The sequence below is a fragment of the Micromonospora sp. DT227 genome, assembly GCF_049841835.1.
Taxonomy (GTDB): Bacteria; Actinomycetota; Actinomycetes; order Mycobacteriales; family Micromonosporaceae; genus Micromonospora.
The window spans coordinates 282,730-297,833 of record NZ_JBNCLA010000005.1; the positions used below are offsets into that span (position 1 = coordinate 282,730).

The following is a 15,104-nucleotide window of genomic DNA, read 5'->3' on the forward strand; positions in this document are numbered from 1 at the left end:
GCGCGCGGTGCGCCGCCGCTCTTTGCGAGGATGGCCGCATGGCTTACGACGCGACCACGCTGCCCGACATCTCCGGGCTCACCGTCGGCATCATCGGGGGCACCGGTGACCAGGGCCGAGGGCTCGCCTACCGGTTCGCGCGGGCCGGGCAGACCGTGCTGATCGGTTCCCGCACGGCCGACCGGGCCGCCGAGGCCGCGGCCGAGATCGCCGCGCTGCCCGGCGTGCCGGGCGACGCCACGGTCACCGGCGCCGGCAACGACGAGGTCGCCCGGCGCAGCGACGTGGTGATCGTCGCGGTGCCGTGGGACGGGCACGCCGCCACCCTGACCGCGCTCGCCGAGCCGCTGGCCGGCAAGATCGTGGTGGACTGCGTCAACCCGCTCGGCTTCGACAAGCAGGGCCCGTACGCGCTCACCGTGGCCGAGGGCAGCGCCGTGCAGCAGGCCGCCGCGCTGCTGCCCGCCTCCCGGGTCTGCGCCGCGTTCAACCACGTCAGCGCGCCGTTGCTGGCCGACCCGGAGGTCGACCGGATCGACCTCGACGTGCTGATCTGCACCGAGGACCGGGACCTGGTCGGCGTGGTCGCCGCGTTGGCCGCCCGGATCCCCGGCATGCGCGGCATCTACGCCGGCCGCCTGCGCAACGCCCACCAGATCGAGGCGTTCACCGCGAACCTGATCGCGATCAACAAGCGCTACAAGGCGCACGCCGGCATCCGCGTGACGGATCTCTGAGCGCGCCGGTGCGCGCTGGTTGAGAAGGGGCCCCTGCTATACGCCAGGCGTCAAGCAGGGGCCCCTCCTTACCTCCGTCAGAAGGTGTGCTCGGCGGCGGGGAACTCGCCGCCGCGTACCTCGTCGGCGAACCGGCGGGTGGCGTCGGTCAACGCGCCGGCCAGGTCGGCGTAGCGCTTGACGAAGCGCGGCGCGCGGCCGGTGCGCAATCCGGCCATGTCCTGCCAGACCAGCACCTGACCGTCGGTGTCCGGGCCGGCCCCGATGCCCACGGTCGGGATGGACAGCTCACCGGTGACCCGCTTGGCCACCTCGCCCGGCACCATCTCCAGCACCACCGCGAACGCGCCCGCCTCGGCCACCGCCCGCGCGTCCGCGAGCACCTCCTCGGCCGTGTCGCCCCGGCCCTGCACCCGGTACCCGCCGAGCGTGTGCTCGCTCTGCGGGGTGAACCCGATGTGCGCCATCACCGGGATGCCGGCGCCGACGATCGCCTCGATCTGCGCCGCGCAGCGCCGGCCGCCCTCCAGCTTCACCGCGTGGCAGCCGCCCTCCTTCATGAACCGCACCGCGGTCCGCAGCGCCTGCGCCGGCCCCTCCTCGTACGAGCCGAACGGCAGGTCGCCGACGATCAGCGAGTGCGTCGTGGCGCGTACCACGGCGCGGACCAGCGGCAGCAGCTCCTCGGCGGTCACCGGCAGGGTGGTCTCGTAGCCGAACACGTTGTTCGCGGCCGAGTCGCCGACCAGCAGCACCGGAATCCCCGCCCGGTCGAAGATCGAGGCGGTGTACTGGTCGTACGAGGTGAGCATGGCCCACCGCTCGCCGCGCTCCTTGGCGGCGATCAGGTCGCGGGTGCGGATCCGCCGGGTGGCCGGCCCGCCGTAGAGGGCGGTCACCTCGGTCGGGGTGGACTCCACCATGACAATCTCCTTCCTCGAGGCCGCGCACGCGGTCCCCGGGTTCCCCGCGATCGTCGCACCGGGCGGCCGGTCGGGGGCAGGCCGGAGTGGAGGAATTCACTCCCGGCGCGGGCGCGCTCAGCCGTCCTCGCGCCAGCGGTTGGTGATCGGCAGCCGCCGGTCCCGCCCGAACGCCTTCATGGAAATCTTGGTGCCGGGCGCGGACTGCCGCCGCTTGTACTCGGCGGTATCCACCATCCGCAGCACCTTGTCGACCACCGCCGGGTCGTGACCGGACTCGACCAGGCCGTCCCGGCCGAGGTCGCCGTCGACGTAGCCGATCAGGATCGGGTCGAGCACGTCGTAGTCGGGCAGCGTGTCGCTGTCGAGTTGGCCGGGGCTCAACTCGGCCGACGGCGGCTTGCCGATCGAGTTCTCCGGGATCGGCGGCGTCTCGCCGCGCCGTTCCGCGTCCGCGTTGCGCCACTTCGCCAGCCGCCAGACCAGCGTCTTCCACACGTCCTTGACCGGGTTGTAGCCGCCCACCGAGTCGCCGTAGAGCGTCGAGTAGCCCACCGCCAGCTCGCTCTTGTTTCCGGTGGTCAGCACCAGGTGGCCCTCCTGGTTCGACAGCGCCATCAGGATCACGCCGCGGACCCGGGCCTGGAGGTTCTCCACCGCCACGCCGGACAGCGACATGTTGGCCAGGAACGTGTCGACCATCGGCTGGATCGGCTCGATCCGGTAGTCCAGGCCGGTGCGCTTGGCCAGCTCCTCGGCATCGGTGCGGGAGTGCTCGGAGGAGTGCTGGCTGGGCATCGAGACGCCGACCACCCGGCGCGGGCCGAGCGCGTCCACCGCGAGCGCCGCGGCCACCGCGGAGTCGATGCCGCCGGAGAGCCCGAGCACCACCGAGGGGAACCGGTTCTTGTCGGCGTAGTCGCGCAGGCCCAGCACCAGCGCCTGCCACACCTCGGCCTCGTCGGCGACCGGCTCGATGATCCCGCCGGTCGCCGCCGGCCCGGTCGGCGCGGCCGGGACCGCCGGCACCTCGTGCCGGACCAGCCGCATCCCGTCGGCCAGGTCGGTGGCGCCACCGCGCGCCGCCGGCGCCGGCGGCAGCTCCACGTCGTGCACCAACAGGTGCTCGACGAACTGCGGCGCCCGGGCCAGCAGCGTGCCGTCGGCGGCCACGATCAGCGAGTCGCCGTCGTAGACCAGCTCGTCCTGGCCGCCGACCATGTTCACGTACGCGATGGCGGCGCCCGCCTCGGCGGCGCGCCGGCGGACCAGCGGCAGCCGCGCGTCGTCCTTGTTCAGCTCGTACGGCGAGCCGTTGATGCTGAGCACCAGCCCGACGCCGGCCTGCCGGGCCACCGCGAACGGCCCGCCGGCCTGCCAGAGGTCCTCGCAGATGGTCAGCGCCACGTCGACGCCGCCCAACCGGACCACGGTCAGCGTGTCGCCGGGCACGAAGTAGCGGTCCTCGTCGAACACCCCGTAGTTGGGCAGGTGGTGCTTGAAGTAGGTGGCCACCACCTCGCCGCGGTGCAGCAGCGCCGCCGCGTTGCGGGCCCCCCGGCCCGGCTCGGCGTCGGCGCTGACCTGCGGCGGCCCGTCCGCGTCCAGGTAGCCGACCAGTACCGGCAGCTCGCCGAGGCCGTCGTCGGCCAGGTCGGCGGCGAGCCGGTGCAGCGCGGCCCGGGACGCGGCGACGAAGGACCGCCGGAAGACCAGGTCCTCGACCGGGTAGCCGGTCAGCATCAGCTCGGGGAAGAGCGCGAGCTGGGCGCCGGAGTCGGCGGCCTTGCGGGTCCACGCGCGGACCCGGTCGGCGTTGCCGGTGAGGTCGCCGACCGTCGGGTTGACCTGGCACAGGGCGAGACGCAGGGTGGGCATGTCCCCCATCTTGCCCCAGCCGTCCGGCCCGGATCCGGCCGGATGCTCCGGACCCGGCCACCGTCTCCCGGGCCGGGACACGATAGGGCGGCGGGCGGGGGAAGGGCGTAACGTCGGCGTAACGGGGTCGGTGGAGACTGAGCGGTCAGCCGGTCCGACCCGATCGGTGGAGAACGTACGTGTCACGAGGGGTGGATGTGGACCGTCAGCAGGAGTTCGTCCTCCGTACGCTGGAGGAGCGGGACATCCGTTTCGTCCGGCTGTGGTTCACCGACGTGCTCGGCACGCTCAAGAGCGTCTCGGTGGCCCCGGCGGAGCTGGAGGCGGCCTTCGAGGAGGGCATCGGCTTCGACGGCTCCGCCATCGAGGGGTTCGCCCGGGTCTTCGAGTCGGACATGGTCGCCATGCCCGACCCGACCACGTTCCAGGTGTTCCCGTTCGAGGGCGGGGTCAGCGGCGAGAGCGCCCGGATGTTCTGCGACATCCTGCTGCCCGACGGCAGCCCCTCCTGGGCCGACCCGCGGCACGTGCTGCGCCGGATGCTGTCCCGGGCGGCCGACAAGGGCTTCACCTTCTACACCCACCCCGAGATCGAGTTCTTCCTGCTGGAGAACGGCCCGCAGGACGGCTCGGTGCCGATCCCGGTGGACACCGGCGGCTACTTCGAGCACACCACGCACGCCGTGGCGCGCGACTTCCGCCGCCAGGCGGTGCTGGCGCTGGAACGGATCGGCATCTCGGTGGAGTTCAGCCACCACGAGGTCGCCCCCGGCCAGCAGGAGATCGACCTGCGGTACGCCGACGCGCTCACCACCGCCGACAACATCATGACGTTCCGGCACGTGGTGAAGGAGGTGGCGCTCTCCACCGGCGTGCAGGCCAGCTTCATGCCGAAGCCGTTCACCGACCAGCCGGGCAACGGCATGCACACCCACCTGTCGCTGTTCGAGGGCGAGCGCAACGCGTTCCACGACGCCGGTGACCCGATGAAGCTGTCCAAGGTCGCCAAGTCGTTCATCGCCGGGCTGCTCACCCACGCCCGGGAGTACACCGCGGTCACCAACCAGTGGGTCAACTCGTACAAGCGGCTGTTCCCGCAGGCGCTGCCGGACCGGATCACCGAGAGCCCGGCGTACGTCTGCTGGGGTCACCTGAACCGGTCCGCGCTGGTCCGCGTGCCGGCGTACGGCAAGCCGAACTCGGCCCGGGTCGAGGTCCGCTCGCTGGACTCCGCGACCAACCCCTACCTGGCCTTCGCGGTCATGCTCGGCGCCGGCCTGAAGGGCATCGAGGAGGGCTACGAGCTGCCCCCGGGCGCCGAGGACGACGTCTGGTCGCTGAGCAGCGCCGAACGCCGCGCCATGGGATACGAGGCGCTGCCGGAGAACCTGTCCGAGGCGATCGACGTGATGGCCGGCTCCGAGCTGGTCGCCGAGGTGCTCGGCGAGCACGTCTTCGACTTCTTCCTGCGCAACAAGCGGGCCGAGTGGGAGCAGTACCGCCGCGAGGTCACCCCCTACGAGCGGCAGCGCTACCTCTCCCTCTAGATCGAGTTTGCGCGGTGCCGCTATCGTCTGCGGCACCGCCCGCGCACCGCGCCCGGGTGGGTGGAGCCGGGGAGGCGTTCGGTGCTGGAAGACCTGCTCAACGGGGCGTGGCAGAGCATCGTGTTCGGGGTGGTGGGGGTGGCGCTGATGGCCGCCGGCTTCCTGCTTGTCGACCTGCTCACCCCGGGCAAGCTGCGCGAGCTGATCTGGACGCGCCGCAACGGCAACGCCGCGCTGCTGCTGGCCGCCAACCAGCTCGGCATCGCCGGCATCGTCTTCACCGCGGTGCTGACCAGCTACAGCTCGTTCGCCAAGGGGCTCGCCTCCACGGTCATCTTCGGGCTGGTCGGCCTGCTGGTGATGGCGCTGGCCTTCCTGGTGCTGGACCTGCTCACGCCGGGCCGCCTCGGCGACGTCATCGCCGCCGACGAGCCGCACCCGGCGGCCCGGGTCAGCGCCGCCACCCACTTCGGCGCCGCGCTGATCGTCTGCGCCTGCATCGCCTGACCGATTGTCGGACCCGGGGCATAGCGTCCGGGACGTGAACCGCACCGACCGTCTCTACGCCCTCGTCGAGGAGCTGCGGGCGGTGTCGCCGCGCCCGCGCAGCGCGCGCTGGCTGGCCCGCCGCTTCGAGGTCAGCACCCGCACCGTCGAGCGCGACATCTCCGCGCTCCAGGGCGCCGGGGTGCCGATCTGGGCCGAGCCGGGCCGCACCGGCGGCTACGTGGTCGACCGCGCCCGCACGCTGCCGCCGGTCAACCTGACCCCGGCCGAGGCGGTGGCGATGGCCGTGGCGCTGCATCGGCTGGGCGGCTCGCCGTTCGCCCCGGCCGCCGGCGCCGCGCTGCGCAAACTGGTCGCGGTGATGCCGCCGGCCGCGGTGGCCGAGGCGCATCGGCTCGCCGGCCGGGTGCACCTGGTGGGCGACGGGCCGGGCACGCCGGTCCCGGCCGCCGTCGCCGACGCGGTCGCCGCCGGGCGGGTGCTGCGCCTGCGGTACGCCGACCGCGACGGCGCGGATTCGGCGCGCGACGTGGAGCCGCTGGCCTACCTGGGCAACGCGACGCACTGGTATGTGGTGGCCTGGTGCCGGCTGCGCGACGGGCTGCGTTGTTTCCGCACCGACCGGATCCGCTCGGTGCGCCCGCTGGCCGAGCCGGTGACCCGGGAGCTGCACCTCGACGATCTCGACCTTCCGGTCGACCGGCTGCGTCCGCTGACCCTGGTCTGAAACCCGACAGCGCGGGTCGTCTGCCTCGGCGATCCTGGTGGGTCTGCCGTCCCTGGGGAGGAACGCCGGTGCCCAACACGCTCAGCTACGCCGACGCCGTACGCCTGCTCGGCGGGGAGAAGAGCAAGGTCGTCGACTGGGTCGACAAGCTGACCGGGGGTGCTCTGCTAGTCGCGTCGGTGCCGGTGCCGGCGTTACTCGGCATCTTCGACGCCAAGGCCGAGTTCGTCCGGCTCGGCCACGAACTGGTGCGCGGCGTGTCCGAGAAGCGCTCCGGGCTGTCCCGGTACGGGCGGACGCAGCGGCTGGAGGCGGCGCACGCGGTGATCGCGGTGACCGCCTTCTTCGAGGCGCTCGACGGCCTGGACCTGCCGTTCGACCTCGGAGAGCTGGCGATCGACCGCGCCGACCAGCTCCGCTGGGCCGGTGCCTGGTCGGTCGCCGACCACCTCACCGACGCGCTGTTCGCCACCGCCGCGCCGGTGCCCGGCCCGCACCTGCCCCAGCCGGCGCTGCGGTTGACGCTGGTCCGCTGGTATGCGCGACTGGCCGCGGGTTTCCTGCAGTTCCTTGAGGGGATGGCGACCGGCGACACGCTCTCCGAGGCGAGCTGGGGGGTCACCGAGCGGGCCCTCGCCGGTATGCCCGACGTCGCCGCCGACCGGTATGTCGCCCTGCTGCACCGGCTCGCCGTGGACTTCCCCGAGGTGTCCTTCTGGATCGGCCTGCACGAGCACGAGGCCACCCGGGTCGAGGTCCGTCGGCTGTCGCTGGGCCTGGCCGACCTGCACCGGGCCCTGGCCGAGCTGTCCACCGGTTCGGCTCCCGACGGGCGGCGGGCCGGCCTCGCCGCCGCGTACGCCGCCGAACTGACCCGACCGATCATCACCTCCGGCGACGTGCCGGCCGGGCTGACCGTGCCGACGCTCGGCGAGGCGTACGTGCCGCCGCTGTGCCGGATCGCCGGCCTGGGCCGGGCCGCGCGGCCCAGCGACGAGAGCTGGTGGGCCGACCGGCCGGACCGCGACGACCTCTGGCAGGCGCTTGTCGTCCACTTCACCTCGCCCGGGGCCGTCCGGGCCCCGCTGCTGGTGCTCGGGCAACCCGGCTCGGGCAAGTCGGTGCTCACCCGGATCATCGCCGCCCGCCTGCCCGCCGCCGACTTCCTGGTGGTCCGGGTGGCGCTCCGCGACGTGTACGCGGCCGGCGACATTCAGGAGCAGATCGAACAGGCGGTGCGGCAGGACACCGGCGAGCGCGTCGAGTGGCCGGCGCTGTCCCGCTCGGCCGGCGACGCGCTGCCGATGGTGCTGCTCGACGGCTTCGACGAGCTGTTGCAGGCCACCGGCGTCAGCCAGACCGATTATCTGCGCCGGGTGGCCGAGTTCCAGCGGCGGGAGGCCGACCAGGGGCGGCCGGTGGCGGTCGTGGTGACCAGCCGCACCAGCGTGGCCGACCGCGCCCAGCCGCCGCCCGGCACGGTCGCGGTGCGGCTGGAACCGTTCGACGAGCCCCGGATCGACGCCTGGGTGCGCACCTGGAACCGGGTCAACGCCACGGCGTTCCGGGTGCCGGGTGCCCGGCCGCTCGACCCGGCCACGGTGCTGTCACACCGGGAACTCGCCGAGCAGCCGCTGTTGCTGTTGATGCTGGCCCTCTACGACGCCGAGGGGCACGACCTGCGCCAGGCCGGCGAGCTGCGCCGTGGCGAGCTGTACGAGCGGCTGCTGCGCCGCTTCGCCCGGCGGGAGGTGGTCAAGCAACGCGCCGGCCTGCCCGAGCCGGAGCTGGACCGGGCGGTCGAGGAGGAGCTGTGCCGCCTGGCGGTGGTCGCCTTTGCGATGTTCAACCGGGGCGTGCAGTGGGTGAGCACCGTCGAGCTGGACGCCGACCTGGCCGCGTTGCCCTTCGGCGGGTCGGCGGCTGGCCGGCGGGACGGGCTGCGCGCCCCGCTGGCGGCGGCTGAGGTCGTGCTGGGCCGGTTCTTCTTCATCCATCGCGCCCGCGTCGAGGATGAGGCACAGCGCCGCGAGACGTACGAGTTCCTGCACGCCACGTTCGGCGAGTACCTGGTGGCCCGGCTAACCGCGCAGGTGGTCGACGACCTGGTCACGCGGCGTGGGGCGGCCAGCCTCACGCTGACCGTCGAACCGGTCGAGGACGACCTCTTGCACGCCCTGCTCTCGTACGCGGTGCTCAGCAGCCGGAGCACGGTGCTCGTCTTCATCGAGGAGAACCTGCGCGGGCGGCAGATTCCCGTCCGGGACGCCTGGGCCGACCTCCTGGTGCGGTTGTTCCGGGCCGCGTTCTTCGCGACCGGTGGCCGCCGCTTCGACGACTACCGTCCCCGTCGCCTGCGGGAGCCCGCTCGATGCGCCGCCTACACCGCCAACCTGCTGCTGCTGATCCTGGTGGCGGTGTGGGAGACGTCCGGACGGACGCTGTTTCCGGAGGATCCGGTGGCCGAGTGGCGGGCCCAGGTGGGGCTGTGGCGTTCCCAGCTCCCAGCGGAGGAGTGGCAGAGCCTCAGCGACGTGCTGACCCTGGATCGGCTCGGGGCGGGACCGGAGCGGGACGTCCGGCTGCGACTGGGTGACCGCCGCGCGGTGCCGCCGAACGCCGACCCCCTGTGGGCGCTCGGTGCGCCGCAGGAGGCGAGCATCGGCCTGTCGGCCGAGATGCTGACCCGGGTCCGCCGCGCCGCCCACCTCGCCTGTGACGTCGACGGGGCGGTGCTGGCGGGCGCGCTGGAGCCGATGTTCGACAAGTTCGCCACGGCGCTGGCCCTGGTCGTCGGGTCGGACTCGGGCGGCTCCTCGTCCGCCGCCCACGCGTTGCTCGAGGCGTGGCTGCTGCCGCTGCGTGCGGCGTCCCCGGAGGAGCGGCGGCGGGTGTACCTGCGGTGTGTGTTCCTGGCTGAGCACGGCGCGGGCGTGGTCCCCGACTGGGACCGGCTCGCCTTCCTCCGCCTGCTGCTCGACCGGGTGGCCGGTGACGACGAGGCCTCCGCCGAGGTGGTGGCCGACGTGGTGGAGGCCGTGTGGCGGCTGAACCTGCTGGCGTCCGTCAACGATCTGTCGGCGATGCTGCGCTGCGTGCAGCGGGTCCTCGGCATGGATCGGGAGGTGGACCAGCGACTCGCCGCACTCGTCGACGCGGTGCTGGAGAAGCACGTGCCGCTGCTCGGTCTGTTCTCCGAAGAGGTCGTGGTCGACGTGATGGTGCGGTTGCACGAGATCGGCGTGATGACCACGCGGATTGCGGCGTCGCTTCTCGACAGAATCGATCGGCAGCACGGCGGGCGGCGGCCCGACCTGGTGCGCCGGCTGGTTCCGCTGGTGGACGATCCGGAGAATCTGTCGCCGAAACACCGACAGGACACTGTCGGGGGCACCCCTGACGCTGGTTCCTGACGACGTCGGCCGGCCGGCCGGTGCGGTGAGGAGGCAGCATGTCCAGCACGCCGGTGACCTGGTTCGAGATCGGCTCCGACCGGCCGGACGAGGCGCAGCGGTTCTACGCCGACCTGTTCGGCTGGAGCTTCGAGGAGCAGGGCGGCCCGGGTAACTCGTACCGGCAGACGGCGGCCGGCGGCGAGCGGGGGATCGGCGGCGCGATCCGGGGCACCGACGCCGCCGCCGACAACTACGCGATCTTCTACGCCCAGGTGACGGATGTGGCGGAGGCGTGCCGGCGGGCGGAGGCGGCCGGCGGCACGGTGCTGGCGGCGCCGGTGACCGCGCCGAGCGGCCTGGTGCACGCGCGGCTGTGCGACCCGTCCGGCAACCTGCTCGGCGTCTTCACCCCGCCCGCCGGAGGCTGAGCGCGGTCCGGGTGCAAGAGGTGGGCGGTCGGTGCAAGGGGTTGCACACATCGTCAACGATGAACGTCTGGTTTCATCTGATCGAAGCTGGTAACTTCCTGGCACCACGCGTCGCAAGTTCTTGCAACGCCTTCATCCCCTTGCGTCCGCTGAGTTGGGCCGGGGTGTCAGGAGAGCCGCCATGAGAGGCAGGACCACCACCCGCCGCCGGTGGGGAGCGCTTGCGCTCGCCGCCGGCGTGCTCGCCGCGCTGCTGCCGTTCACCGCCGCCGCGGCGGCCAACACCGTCACCGTCTACTACCAACCGCCGGCCGCCTGGGGCGCCGCGGTGAACATCCACTACGGCGTGGACGGGCAGGCCTGGACGCCGGTGCCCGGCGTGCCGATGGACACCGCCTGCGCCGGCTGGCGTCGCAAGGTCGTCGACCTGGGCGCGGCCACCGGCGCCCAGGTCGTCTTCACCAACGGCAGCGGCGTCTGGGACAACAACAACGGCGCCAACTACCGTCTCGGCGCCGGCACCGTGACCGTCGCCGCCGGGCGGATCGGCACCGGTGACCCGTGCGCCACGGCCACCCCGTCGCCGTCCGGCACCCCGACGCCGTCGCCGACCAGCAGCAACGGCGGCGGGAACACCGCGGAGGTCTGGTACCACCTCACGCCGCGCGGCTGGACCGCCGCGAACCTGCACTACCGGCCCACCGGCGGCACCTGGACCACCGCGCCGGGCGTCGCCATGGAGACGCGCTGCGCCGGCTGGGCCCGCCGGATCGTCGACCTCGGCGCGGCCACCGGGCTGACCGCCGCGTTCAACAACACCGCCGGCACCTGGGACAACAACGGCGGCGCGGACTACACCCTCGGCGCCGGGCGCAGCACCGTCGACAACGGCCGGGTCACCGCGTCCGCCGCCGACCCCTGCGCGCCGGCCGTCCCGGACACCACCCCGCCGTCCACGCCGGGCGGCCTGACCGCCGTCGCCGACGGACTGGCGGTCACCCTGACCTGGACGGCGGCCACCGACGACCGGGCCGTCACCGGGTACGAGCTGACCCGCACCGGAGGCGCCGGCACCGTCACGGTCACCAGCACCACCACCCGCTACCTGGCGTACGACCTGCGGCCCGGCACGGCGTACACCTGGACGGTGCGGGCGCTCGACGCGGCCGGCAACCGGTCGGCGGCGAGCGCGCCGGCGTCCGCGACCACCGGCAGCGCGCCGGCCGGCGGCGCCCCGCTCGGCGGCGACCCGCGCGAGGACAGCATCTACTTCGTGATGACCGCCCGGTTCGCCGACGGCGACCCGGCCAACAACCGGGGCGGCAGCCAACATGTGGCCTCCGGCAACGCGGCGAACAACGACCCGATGTTCCGGGGCGACTTCAAGGGGCTGGTCGACAAGCTCGACTACGTCAAGGCGCTCGGCTTCTCGGCCATCTGGATCACGCCGGTGGTGCTCAACCGCTCCGACTACGACTTCCACGGCTACCACGGCTGGGACTTCTACCGCGTCGACCCCCGGCTGGAGAGCGCCGGAGCGTCCTACCAGGACCTGATCAACGCGGCGCACGCCAAGGGCATCAAGATCTTCCAGGACGTGGTCTACAACCACAGCTCCCGGTGGGGCGCCAAGGGGCTGTTCACACCCACCGTCTACGGCACCCGCGACGACCAGTGGAAGTGGTACTACGACCAGCAGCAGGCCGGCCGCGAGTACGCCCCGATGGTCGAGGCGACCGGGAACGACCCGGCGCTCACCCCGGCGCAGAACGCCAAGGCCAAGGGCCGGCCGTACAACGGCGACGTGTGGTCGTCCGCCGCGCCGGCCGGCAACCAGTGCCTGAACTGGGGTACGCCGACCGGCGGGCGCAGCGCCGAGGGCTACTCGCTCTACCAGTGCCAGTGGCCCACCCCGACCAGCAAGCTGTTCCCCGCCGACAAGTACCACCAGTGCTGGATCGGCAACTGGGAGGGCGAGGACGCGCGGAGCTGCTGGCTGCACGAGGACCTGGCGGACTTCAACACCGAGAACGCGGCCGTGCAGGAATACCTGATCAACGCGTACAACAGGTACATCGACATGGGCGTGGACGGCTTCCGGATCGACACTGCCGTGCACATCCCCCGGGTCACCTGGAACCGGCGCTTCCTGCCCGCCATCGGGCAGCACGCGGTGTCGAAGTTCGGCGAGAAGGGCAAGGACTTCTACGTCTTCGGCGAGGTCGCCGCGTTCGTCAACGACAAGTGGAACCGTGGCTCGGTCAACCACTCCGCGCAGTTCTTCACCTGGAAGGAGCGCAAGGAGTACAGCCCGGACGACGTGCGGGCCGCGATCGAGCAGTACGACTACGAGCAGCTCCTCGGGCCGTCCGGGCAGCCCACCACCGACAACGCGTTCCTGCGCGGCAACGCGTACCACGCGCCGGACCACTCGAAATTCTCCGGCATGAACGTGATCGACATGCGGATGCACATGAACTTCTCCGACGCCGGCAACGCGTTCGGCAACGGGAAGGACTCCGACGACAGCTACAACGACGCCACCTACAACGTCGTCTACGTCGACAGCCACGACTACGGGCCGAACAAGTCCGGCACCCGCTACACCGGCGGCACCGACGCCTGGGCGGAGAACATGAGCCTGATGTGGACGTTCCGCGGCATCCCGACGCTCTACTACGGCTCGGAGATCGAGTTCCAGAAGGGCGCCCGGATCGACTGCGGGCCGACCTGTCCGCTGGCCACCACCGGCCGCGCCTACTACGGCGACCACCTGGCCGGCAGCGTCACCGCCGCCGACTTCGGGGTGGTCGGGTCGGCCAGCGGGGCGGTGGCCACCACGCTCGCCAAGCCGCTGGTCAAGCACGTGCAGCGGCTCAACCTGATCCGGCGGGCCGTGCCGGCGTTGCAGAAGGGGCAGTACTCGACCGAGGGCGTGAGCGGCGCGATGGCGTACAAGCGGCGGTTCACGCAGGGCGCGGTGGACAGCTTCGCGCTGGTCACGGTGTCCGGCTCGGCCACCTTCAGCGGCGTGCCGAACGGCCGGTACGTGGACGCCGTCACCGGTGACGTGCGGACGGTCACGAACGGCACGCTGACCGCCTCGGTCAGCGGCAAGGGCAACCTGCGGGTGTACGTGCTCGACCTGCCCGGCAACCCGGCGCCCGGCAAGATCGGCGCGGACGGGCCGTACCTGCGCTGAGCGGGAGGTGTTAAGCGGGGCCCCCTCCTATGCGAAATGCGTTAGGAGGGGGCCCCGCCTTTCATCTGGGTGGCCCCGCCGGGGCCGGCCGGGAGGGAGGTGCGGCCGGCGAGGGGTGGCGGGGCCACCGGGTCACTTGCCGCCCTGGCCGTGCCAGCCGCGGTGGTCCATGCCGGGGCCGCCCGGACCGGGGAAGACGCCCGCCTCGGCGGCCTTTAGCACCGCGTCGGCCTGCTCCTGGGTCAGCTTGCCGTCCTTGACGGCCTGGTCCAGCCGCTCCTTCAGGGCGGCCTGGCGGTCCTGCGCCGACGGCGGCGTCGGCCGCTCCGGCCGGTCCGCCTGCCGCTGCTCGCGCAGCTTCTCCAGCGCCGCGGTGACCTTGTCGGCCGGGACACCCAGCTCCTTGGCGAGCGACTCGGCGAACTCGGCCTGCCGGTCGGCGTGCCGCTGCTGGCGGTCGCCGCCCTGGTCGGTGCTCGTGCTGGCGCTCGGCTTGTTGTCGTCGGCGAGCGCCACCGTCGGGGCGGCGATCCCGACGGTGAGCACGCCGGCGGCGGCGAGGCCGACCAGCAGGCGCTTCCTCGTCGTGCGGATCATGCGGTTCTCCTTCTCGGTGGTGGTGCGATGACGTCACCGACAGTGACGGTCGGAGCTGGGGGCAACCCGTGGCGACCCTGTCAGCGAGCTGGGAATCGGGCGAGGATCCGGACAAATGCGGTTGCCATCCCGCCGGGAGGGCCGCGACGCTTGGCGAAAATTCCGACGGAAGGGCATCCCCCATGACACAGTCCGTCATCCGCGAGGTCGCGCTCACCGGGCCGGGCTCCGGCCCGTACGCGATCACGGTCGGGCCGGACGGCGCGCTCTGGCTGACGCTGGCCGGCTCCGGCGGCGTCGCCCGGTTCGGCCCGGACGGCGCGGTGCGGGCCTACCGCAACGACCCGCCGGAGAGCCGGCCGCTGATCATCACCACCGGCCCGGACGGCGCGCTCTGGTACACCCGCTCCGGCGACCACCGGCTCGGCCGGCTCGCCGTCGACGGCGAGGGCGGCTCGGTCGCGCTGCCGCCCGGCTGCGCCCCGTGCGGCCTGGTCACCGGGCCGGACGGCGCGCTCTGGTACGCCGGCATGGGCGACGACACGGTCGGCCGGGTCACCGCCGACGGGGAGGTCAGCACGTTCCCGTTGCCGGTCGCCAAGGGTTTCCCGTCAATGCTGGCCGTCGGGCCGGACGAGGCGCTCTGGCTGACGCTCAACCAGGCGAACGCCGTCGCCCGGGTCGACCTGGACGGGTCGGTGGCGGTGCATCCGCTGCCCACCGACGCGGCCGGGCCGGTCGGCATCACCCGGGGCGGCGACGGCGCGCTCTGGTTCGTCGAGATCCTCGCCGGGCAGCTCGGCCGGATCACGCCGGACGGGCGGATCGACGAGTTCCCGCTGCCGGACCGGGCGGCCCGGCCGCACGCGATCGTCGCCGAACCGGCCGGCGGCTGCTGGTTCACCGAGTGGGCCGCGAACCGCCTCGGCCACGTCGCGCCCGACGGCACGTTCACCCACCACGACCTGCCCACCCCGAACTCCGAGCCGCACGGCCTCACGGTCACCCCCGACGGCTCGGTCTGGGTCGCCCTGGAAACCGGCGCGCTCGCCCACCTCCCCCCGTCCCCTCCGTCCCCGCCCGCCTGACCGCCCGCCTGACCCCGATGATCATGAGGTTGGCGGCAGTCTGGAGATCCACAACTGCCGCCAACCTCATGATCG

At 72.9% G+C, this 15,104-nt stretch carries 11 protein-coding genes; 8 read left to right on the top strand and 3 right to left on the bottom strand.

From position 1 onward, the window contains the following. The first annotated feature begins 38 nt into the window (after window positions 1–38). The gene (gene npdG, locus ACLQ2W_RS19500) at window positions 39–737 is read left to right on the top strand and encodes an NADPH-dependent F420 reductase (protein ID WP_405090641.1); all 699 of its coding nucleotides are present in this window, start codon (window positions 39–41) and stop codon (window positions 735–737) included. A 77-nt stretch (window positions 738–814) separates the two neighbouring features. On the opposite strand, the gene panB is transcribed toward npdG, so the two are convergent. Beyond that, window positions 815–1,660, bottom strand: a complete 846-nt coding sequence (gene panB / locus ACLQ2W_RS19505) for a 3-methyl-2-oxobutanoate hydroxymethyltransferase (protein ID WP_425787651.1) — start codon at window positions 1,658–1,660, stop codon at window positions 815–817. A gap of 117 nt (window positions 1,661–1,777) precedes the next feature. Next, window positions 1,778–3,538 carry an NAD+ synthase gene (locus tag ACLQ2W_RS19510; protein ID WP_425787652.1) on the bottom strand — a complete coding sequence of 587 codons (1,761 nt, stop codon included), beginning with the start codon at window positions 3,536–3,538 and terminating at the stop codon, window positions 1,778–1,780. Between the two features lie 197 nt (window positions 3,539–3,735). On the opposite strand from ACLQ2W_RS19510, the gene glnA reads away from it, so the two are divergent. From glnA to ACLQ2W_RS19540, 6 genes are all read left to right on the top strand, one after another. Further along, window positions 3,736–5,085: a type I glutamate--ammonia ligase gene (gene glnA, locus ACLQ2W_RS19515; protein WP_107161577.1), complete on the top strand. Its 1,350-nt coding sequence runs from the start codon at window positions 3,736–3,738 to the stop codon at window positions 5,083–5,085. Between the two features lie 81 nt (window positions 5,086–5,166). Continuing rightward, the gene (locus ACLQ2W_RS19520; protein WP_107161579.1) at window positions 5,167–5,592 is read left to right on the top strand and encodes a DUF350 domain-containing protein; all 426 of its coding nucleotides are present in this window, start codon (window positions 5,167–5,169) and stop codon (window positions 5,590–5,592) included. A gap of 34 nt (window positions 5,593–5,626) precedes the next feature. After that, window positions 5,627–6,319, top strand: a complete 693-nt coding sequence (locus ACLQ2W_RS19525) for a helix-turn-helix transcriptional regulator (protein ID WP_425787653.1) — start codon at window positions 5,627–5,629, stop codon at window positions 6,317–6,319. A gap of 68 nt (window positions 6,320–6,387) precedes the next feature. After that, window positions 6,388–9,732 carry an NACHT domain-containing protein gene (locus ACLQ2W_RS19530; protein ID WP_425787654.1) on the top strand — a complete coding sequence of 1,115 codons (3,345 nt, stop codon included), beginning with the start codon at window positions 6,388–6,390 and terminating at the stop codon, window positions 9,730–9,732. 38 nt (window positions 9,733–9,770) lie between these two features. Next, window positions 9,771–10,142: a VOC family protein gene (locus ACLQ2W_RS19535; protein WP_281936845.1), complete on the top strand. Its 372-nt coding sequence runs from the start codon at window positions 9,771–9,773 to the stop codon at window positions 10,140–10,142. A gap of 181 nt (window positions 10,143–10,323) precedes the next feature. Continuing rightward, window positions 10,324–13,344: a carbohydrate binding domain-containing protein gene (locus ACLQ2W_RS19540; RefSeq protein WP_425787655.1), complete on the top strand. Its 3,021-nt coding sequence runs from the start codon at window positions 10,324–10,326 to the stop codon at window positions 13,342–13,344. Between the two features lie 132 nt (window positions 13,345–13,476). On the opposite strand, the gene ACLQ2W_RS19545 is transcribed toward ACLQ2W_RS19540, so the two are convergent. Continuing rightward, a complete protein-coding gene (locus tag ACLQ2W_RS19545; protein WP_425787656.1) occupies window positions 13,477–13,941 on the bottom strand; it encodes a hypothetical protein in 465 nt (154 codons plus the stop codon). A 182-nt stretch (window positions 13,942–14,123) separates the two neighbouring features. On the opposite strand from ACLQ2W_RS19545, the gene ACLQ2W_RS19550 reads away from it, so the two are divergent. After that, window positions 14,124–15,029 (top strand): virginiamycin B lyase family protein, encoded by a 906-nt coding sequence (locus tag ACLQ2W_RS19550; RefSeq protein ID WP_425787657.1) that lies wholly within the window; start codon window positions 14,124–14,126, stop codon window positions 15,027–15,029. The last annotated feature ends 75 nt before the right edge of the window (window positions 15,030–15,104 follow it).

Coding starts and splice junctions, on each gene's coding strand:
- ACLQ2W_RS19535 (WP_281936845.1), top strand. CDS start 9,771: ATGTCCAGCACGCCGGTGACCTGGTTCGAGATCGGCTCCGACCGGCCG.
- npdG (WP_405090641.1), top strand. CDS start 39: ATGGCTTACGACGCGACCACGCTGCCCGACATCTCCGGGCTCACCGTC.
- ACLQ2W_RS19540 (WP_425787655.1), top strand. CDS start 10,324: ATGAGAGGCAGGACCACCACCCGCCGCCGGTGGGGAGCGCTTGCGCTC.
- ACLQ2W_RS19545 (WP_425787656.1), bottom strand. CDS start 13,941: ATGATCCGCACGACGAGGAAGCGCCTGCTGGTCGGCCTCGCCGCCGCC.
- panB (WP_425787651.1), bottom strand. CDS start 1,660: ATGGTGGAGTCCACCCCGACCGAGGTGACCGCCCTCTACGGCGGGCCG.
- ACLQ2W_RS19510 (WP_425787652.1), bottom strand. CDS start 3,538: ATGCCCACCCTGCGTCTCGCCCTGTGCCAGGTCAACCCGACGGTCGGC.
- ACLQ2W_RS19550 (WP_425787657.1), top strand. CDS start 14,124: ATGACACAGTCCGTCATCCGCGAGGTCGCGCTCACCGGGCCGGGCTCC.